Annotated in this window: 4 protein-coding genes and 1 pseudogene; 2 read left to right on the forward strand and 3 right to left on the reverse strand. The window is 32.4% G+C overall.

Features of this window, described 5'->3' with window-relative positions:
- The 3 genes and pseudogenes from RQ893_RS07210 to RQ893_RS07220 form a co-directional block, all read right to left on the reverse strand.
- Nucleotides 1–315: pseudogene (locus RQ893_RS07210) on the reverse strand (ABC transporter ATP-binding protein); the annotation flags it as partial.
- Nucleotides 312–2,051: an ABC transporter ATP-binding protein gene (locus RQ893_RS07215; protein ID WP_311482374.1), complete on the reverse strand. Its 1,740-nt coding sequence runs from the start codon at nucleotides 2,049–2,051 to the stop codon at nucleotides 312–314. The gene RQ893_RS07215 and the pseudogene RQ893_RS07210, both read right to left, overlap by 4 nt.
- 157 nt (nucleotides 2,052–2,208) lie before the next feature.
- Nucleotides 2,209–2,823: a hypothetical protein gene (locus RQ893_RS07220; RefSeq protein WP_311482375.1), complete on the reverse strand. Its 615-nt coding sequence runs from the start codon at nucleotides 2,821–2,823 to the stop codon at nucleotides 2,209–2,211.
- A gap of 51 nt (nucleotides 2,824–2,874) precedes the next feature.
- On the opposite strand from RQ893_RS07220, the gene RQ893_RS07225 reads away from it, so the two are divergent.
- Together RQ893_RS07225 and holA are read left to right on the forward strand one after the other, a co-directional pair.
- Entirely contained in the window at nucleotides 2,875–5,064 is a 2,190-nt protein-coding gene (locus RQ893_RS07225; RefSeq protein WP_311482376.1) for a DNA internalization-related competence protein ComEC/Rec2, read from the forward strand.
- Nucleotides 5,061–6,077, forward strand: a complete 1,017-nt coding sequence (gene holA / locus RQ893_RS07230) for a DNA polymerase III subunit delta (protein ID WP_311482377.1) — start codon at nucleotides 5,061–5,063, stop codon at nucleotides 6,075–6,077. Before RQ893_RS07225 ends, holA begins: the two co-directional genes overlap by 4 nt.
- Nucleotides 6,078–6,492 lie beyond the last annotated feature (415 nt).

Below are 6,492 nucleotides of genomic sequence, written 5' to 3' on the forward strand. Positions count from 1 at the left end.
TATGGGTAGCCTTAGAGATTTTTTCGCTATTTTGAAGGTTAGTTTATCGAACATATCTTCAAAAACTAAAGTTAGGTAATTGGTCAAAGACCTTGATCCTATCTGTCTTATAAAACCCAAGATCAAAACCAGACTACCAAGCCCTAGACAATAAGAGATCCTTTTTGCTCCCATGAGCTCATCTATTATTAGTTTTGGAGCAAAAATATTTATAAGTGGCAAAAGACCTAAGATTAGGTTTGCAATCATTATTTTAAAGGTAAATCCTGGATAGACCTTATCAATTTCTTTAAAAAGTTTTCTTATATTTTTCATAGGACCTCCTTATAATTTTTTGCTTGAAGATTGTAGAGGTCTTTGTAGTCTTCGCAAGTCTTCATCAGTTCATCATGAGTACCATTTGCGAGAAGCTTCCCGTCTTTAAGATAAATTATCCTGTCACAAAACTTAGTCGATGCCAGCCTGTGGGAGATAAAAATTGAAGACTTATCCTTTGTCAAATCATCATAGAGCATATAAAGCTCTCTTTCATTAAGGGCATCTAGTTGGGCTGTTGGCTCATCTAGGATTAAAAGCTTAGCCTTAGATTTGGCAATAGCTCTGGCTAAAAATAGCCTTTGCTTTTGACCGCCAGACAAGTCGATCCCGTCATTGTCTAAAATTCTTAAAAGGATTTGCTTGTCTTTCTTTTCATACTTATTTATGATTTCATCTAGGTGGGTCATTTTGTAAATATTGTCTAAATTCCTATCCTCAGTTGACATTAGGATATTTTCCTTAAAGGAAAATGGCAAAAGATTTGAATCTTGAAAGACAGCTGAGATTAGCTTTTTATAGTCTATGTGAGAATCTTTTATATTTTCCCCATTAATAAGTATTCTTCCTTCGCTTGGCTCATAAAGGCCTGCAAGTATTAGGGCAAGGGTAGATTTGCCTGCACCATTTTCTCCAACAAGAGCAATTGTTTCAGAATCTTTTATCCTTAGATTAATATTTTCTAATACATAGGTATCTGTACCTGGATATTTAAAGGAAAGATTATCAAGGACTATCTCCATTTTTTCAGGATAAATCTCTTTCTTTTCATTCTTATAGACCTCTACAATAGAAAAAAATGGCTTAAATTTAGCAAAATTTTGCCTAAATTCAGAAAAAACCCACATAGTTTGGCGGTTAAATTCTATAAAGGCAAAGACAGCTGTAAAATAGACATAGAAAGATGCTAGAGAAATTCTACCTGCAATGAGGCCCGTCATTAGCCAATAAATTATAAAGCCGTCTCTGATTAGGTTAAAGACATTTGCCAGAGTGAAAATCCTAAGAGTCTTTGTGTTGATTTCTCCTAGGCGGATTATCCTATTCTTGTTGGTTTTGCCATAGTAGGATTTAAATATCCTTACTGTATCGAAAATCAAAATATCTTGCTTAGATAGGGGGGATTTCATCTCGTTATTAAGCTTGGCAAATTTATCCCAATTAGGACTCATCTCCTGCCAATAATTGTCATAGGCCTTTGGTACTTGGTCTAGAAATATCCAAGATATGATGGTTAGGATGATGGTTGTCAAAAGTACCCAAAGATCCATAGAAGTAAATATCCACAAAAATCCACAGATAGAAATAAGCATGGCGAAGATATTTGGCAAATCCATCATTATGCCACCAGCACCTGCCCAAGGCGATTTTACAGCCTTCATAGCGTCATTTATTTTTTCTGATTCTAATTTTTCTTTTTTCTTGGCATAAGGGAGATAGAGTGAGTACTCTGTGATCATATTCATTAGCTTGTAGCGGACGTGGTTCATTCTCATCCTGTAATTGCCCATAACAAAGGCATCAAAAAAGCTGATTAACGAAGAGATAAAAAATAAGCCTAGGAAAAATACTGGGAAAATTTGAGGATTTCCTTGATAGTTTTCTAAAATATAGGCAGGGGAAATAATCCATAAGAAGGGTTTGATTCCTACAAATAGACCATAAAGTGCGATTAGTAAAAACATGATTGGCTCTAAATTAGCCATCTTTTTAATTAAAAATTTAAATTCTTTCATAGTGCCGATATTCGGCATCCTCCTTGTTATTCTTATGTAAGTCAAGGAGCTATCCTTACTTACTAGTTACGGGTTTTCTTTCCTTTTTTTATAATTGTCATTTTTCTATTCTCCTTTCTTTAAATTTCTAATAGTTTACCATGGTAAAAGTTTTTTGTCAATTATTGCCAGCTGCTATAGAAATTATTGTATTTTTTCCATCTCGATTAAGATCAAGGACCTTAAAACGTCTAATCTTGTAGGTATTGTTAAAATTAATATAAGAATTAATTACGGTTCCAAGACCGGTTACTTCTGTAATTCCAGCCTTATTTGTAATAGGTAAATTTGATTCGATGGCGTAGTTTATCATTTCATCAAAAAGTTCTGGGTCTAAGTCTGATGTGTAATTTAATAGGGTGATATAGGCCTTATCCTCGCTTAGGAAAAGATTGGTTTTGACCTTACCATAAAAGCCCTCTAGGAAAATTTGAAAGAGGATGTAGGCAGTATTGTAGGCTAGGTTTCTGTATCTGAGTTTTTTATCAACAAGCAATTCGATAGTATCTTCTGTGTATTTGCCCTTTACAGAAATTAAGTCTTTGCCCTTATTTTCTTTAACATCAACAACTTCAAGTCCACCAGCAGTCTTGTAATCGTTTATCAAAAAATCATCTGTAGGCATAAAGATAGTTTTATCTACTAGGAGCTGGCTAATGTTATTTTTAAATCTCTTATCCTTCACATCTGTGGTGAAAGTTAATATTTCTGGATATTTTTCGTAAATTTTCATAATTCACCTCTCATCTATTATATCATATGATATAATTAAATAGAGGTTTTTATGAAAAAAAGAATCGCCCCTTTCCTTTTGGAATTAATCCTTGGAATTCTGGGCTTTATTAATTTTGAAAATGTTAATATCCTTTATTTCGGGCTTGTTTTTGGTGGGCTTTTCTTATTTTTTTATACTAAAAGCAAAGAATATGCCGTATTTTTTCTAGCAATCCTTGTCGGTTTTTCCTTGGCGAGTTTTAAATTTTCTATGCTCAACCTAAAGGAGAGCGCTAATGTAAATATCAATTTTACTATAATTGATAAAAAAATGAGCGAGAATGCCTTTAGATATACTATAAAGATTGATGAAAATAAGAAAAAAGCCTTTATGTTTAATGAGGGTGACTTTGATATTGGCGATAAAATCGAATGTGCTGGTGATTTAAGACTTATTAAGAGAAATACAAATCCAAACTTGTTTTCTTATAGGTTTTATTCTATTTCTAAGGGGATTGGTCTTGAATTTAAGCCAAAAAAATTGAACGCAGAAGTTACTAGAAAAAAATCAGCTAATATCTTTCTAAGTCTAAGAAGAAGATTTACTTCTTATGTAAATAGGATTTTTAGGAAAAATTTATCCAAAGAAGCGGGAGACTTTGTAATATCTGTAGTTTTAGCAGATAATCTTTTTGATAAAAAAGCTATAATTAAGCTTGGTCTTGCTCATATCCTTGCTATTTCTGGTTTTCACCTAGATTTGCTAATGGGATTTATGATTTTTATTTTATCCAAGCTAAGATTTTCTTATAAAAAGTCTGTAGCCATATCCTTAACCCTTGCCCTTATATATGGATATATAATTGGCTTTGCCTATTCTATTCTTAGGGTAATAATAGTAGGCACTATTATATTTATGGGCTTTTTGTTAAGGAGGGGCGTTGATAAGGTCAAGGCTTTGATGGTAGCTGCGATTTTGATTTTATTTATAAATCCTTTTGCTATTTTAAATGTAGGCTTTACTTTATCATTTACAACCATGCTTGCTATCTATAAGATTTATCCAAGGCTAAAGGAATATTTTAGGGAAGGCTTTGTGAGAAATAATCTCGCTTTTACAACCAGCATCCAAATAGCAGTCATGCCTTTTAGCGTGTATTATTTTAGGTATTTCAATTTGCTAGCAATACCAGCAAACTTTTTGATAGTGCCAGTATTTGAGATAGGTATGTATCTTATCTTTAGCCTAATATTTTTATATCCTATCCTAGGAAATTTATTAAGACCGGGCTTTATAATTCTTGACACCATAATAAGGTCTATATTAAATATGACAGATGTTCTAGCTAGAATTGATTTTTTATCAGTTGATTTTGTGGCAGAAAGCATATTTGTTAGCCTATACTTATTTGTCCTTATATATGTGCTTACAAATATAAAAAACAAAAAACATCTGGGAAAATTTTTAAAGATTTCTTTGGGTATTGTCTTAATTTCTATAGGAGTCAGAAGTTTTGATAGGCCAATAGAATATCAAATGATAGATATTGGTCAAGGAGATGCCTTTTTACTAAATGATAAGGGAAAATATTATATGGTAGACGTGGGTGGGCCCAAATACAAGGATTATGATTCGGGCGAAAGCATCCTAGTACCTTATTTAAAAAGTCTGGGAATTAAAGAGCTTGAAGGGGTTTTTATAAGCCACGAAGATTCGGATCATTGCGGGAACCTAGATATTTTGCAGGCAAATATAAAGGTAAAAAATATTATCACTGATAATAAGGTTTCAAAAGAATTTAAGGATAAGTATAGGCCGGTTTTTATGAAAAAAGGTGATGAATACTCCTTGTCGGCTGGCAAAATTACGTGTATTTATGATGGAACTGAAGGAGTGAGTGAAAGAAACGACCAGTCGCTTGGACTTTTGATTAATATAAGGGGAAATACAATATTGACTATGGGTGACTTGTCATCAACTTATGAGGATAAATTGAAAGTAACGGCAGACATTTTAAAATTATCCCATCATGGGTCAGCTTCGTCTAGCTCAAAAGAATTTATAAAAGAAGTAGGTCCAAAAATGGTTTTAATATCGGCAGGGAGGGATAATACCTACGGCCACCCTAATAAACAGGTTCTTGAAAATGTAGAGAATCTAAAAAAATACAATACCCAAACAGATGGTCTAGTAAATATTAAATTATACAAGGGAAGAGTTAGGGTTGAAAAATATTTGAAAGGAGGATTTTTTAGGTGAAATATATAGAATTTTTTAAAAACTTTACTGGCTTTAAAACATCTGGCATATATTTGTTTGATTCTAAAGAAGAATTTTTAAATACAACTATTATAGAGGAAGCGGAAGGACTTATAAACATAAAGGATTTCAACCTAATTAAAATTAAAGGCGAAACCGACTTTGAAACAATCAAAAATTCCTATGAAACCTATCCGGTCATGGAAGATAAAAAGATTATTATCTGGCAAAATATAGATTTATCAAAAGATGGGCTTAAAAATTACAAGGATTTGCTCGATCAATTGGGAGCAGATGCCAAAGATTTCCCTTCCTATGCGACACTTTTGATATTTTCGGAAAACACTCCCTTTAAGGGGAAATTTTATAAGGAAATTGCTAAAAACGGAACCATAGTAGAAATAGATAGACTTAATAATAATGAGTTAAGGTCTTTTATTGGTAGGAGATTTGTAAAAAATAATAAAAAAATTTCAAATAAAGATATAGATGAGATAATTAATAGGTTTTCATATTTGGCTTATAATAGCGAAGTTAATTTATTTGAGATTGTAAACACTGTTGATAAGATAATTTCAAATTCAAGTGACGAAATTATAAAAAAAGAAGATATTGATGACCAGCTCGACCAGGTTTTAAATTTAAACATCTTTAACCTTACAGATGCCATAGCGACTAAAGACATAAAAGAAGCCTTGAAAACCCTACTTTTGATGGAAAAATCAGGCGAAGATCTCTTTATGATTTACCATATGCTAATAAGGCAATTTAGGATACTAACAGCTGTAAAAAGCCTGACTGAAGCAAATTATAATGATTCCTTTATAATGAAAGCTAGTAAAATTGGGTCTTTTGAACTTAGAAAGGCAAAAAATAATACAAGAAATTACAAGATGGAATCTTTGATAGCTATTAACGATAGGCTTATGGATATGGAAATAAGGTCGAAGTCTGAGACTTTTGAAATGAAGGATGAACTAATGAAATTAATTGCTTTTGTGGGAACAAAATAAGAACGTCACAGACTACTTTTTGAAAATTTGTTTTAGAAAATAGAAATTTGCGACTCAAAAAGCCCAATGCTCCTATTCGTCGCATCGGGCTCTTTTCGCTGCATAAGGTTTTTCTATTATTTTCCTGCGCACTTCGTGCTTGTAAAATAATGAAAAACGCACAAATTTTGTTTGCACTACACGTGCAATTTGCGACTACGAAAAAAGAACGCTCCTGTTCGTCGCGTCCTTTTTTCTCCGCTGCATAATGTTTTTCATCAATTTCTCTTCGCAACTTCGTTGCTCGATAAATTGTGAAAACCGTAAAAAATTTTGCTTACAAAATTTTTTACTACATTTAAAATGAGTGATCATCAGTAGTCATATGTTAGGATCCAGTACTGATTATCACTCATTTTATTATGCGTTTAGTTTT

The sequence above is a fragment of the uncultured Anaerococcus sp. genome (assembly GCF_963510915.1).
Classification (GTDB): Bacteria; Bacillota; Clostridia; order Tissierellales; family Peptoniphilaceae; genus Anaerococcus.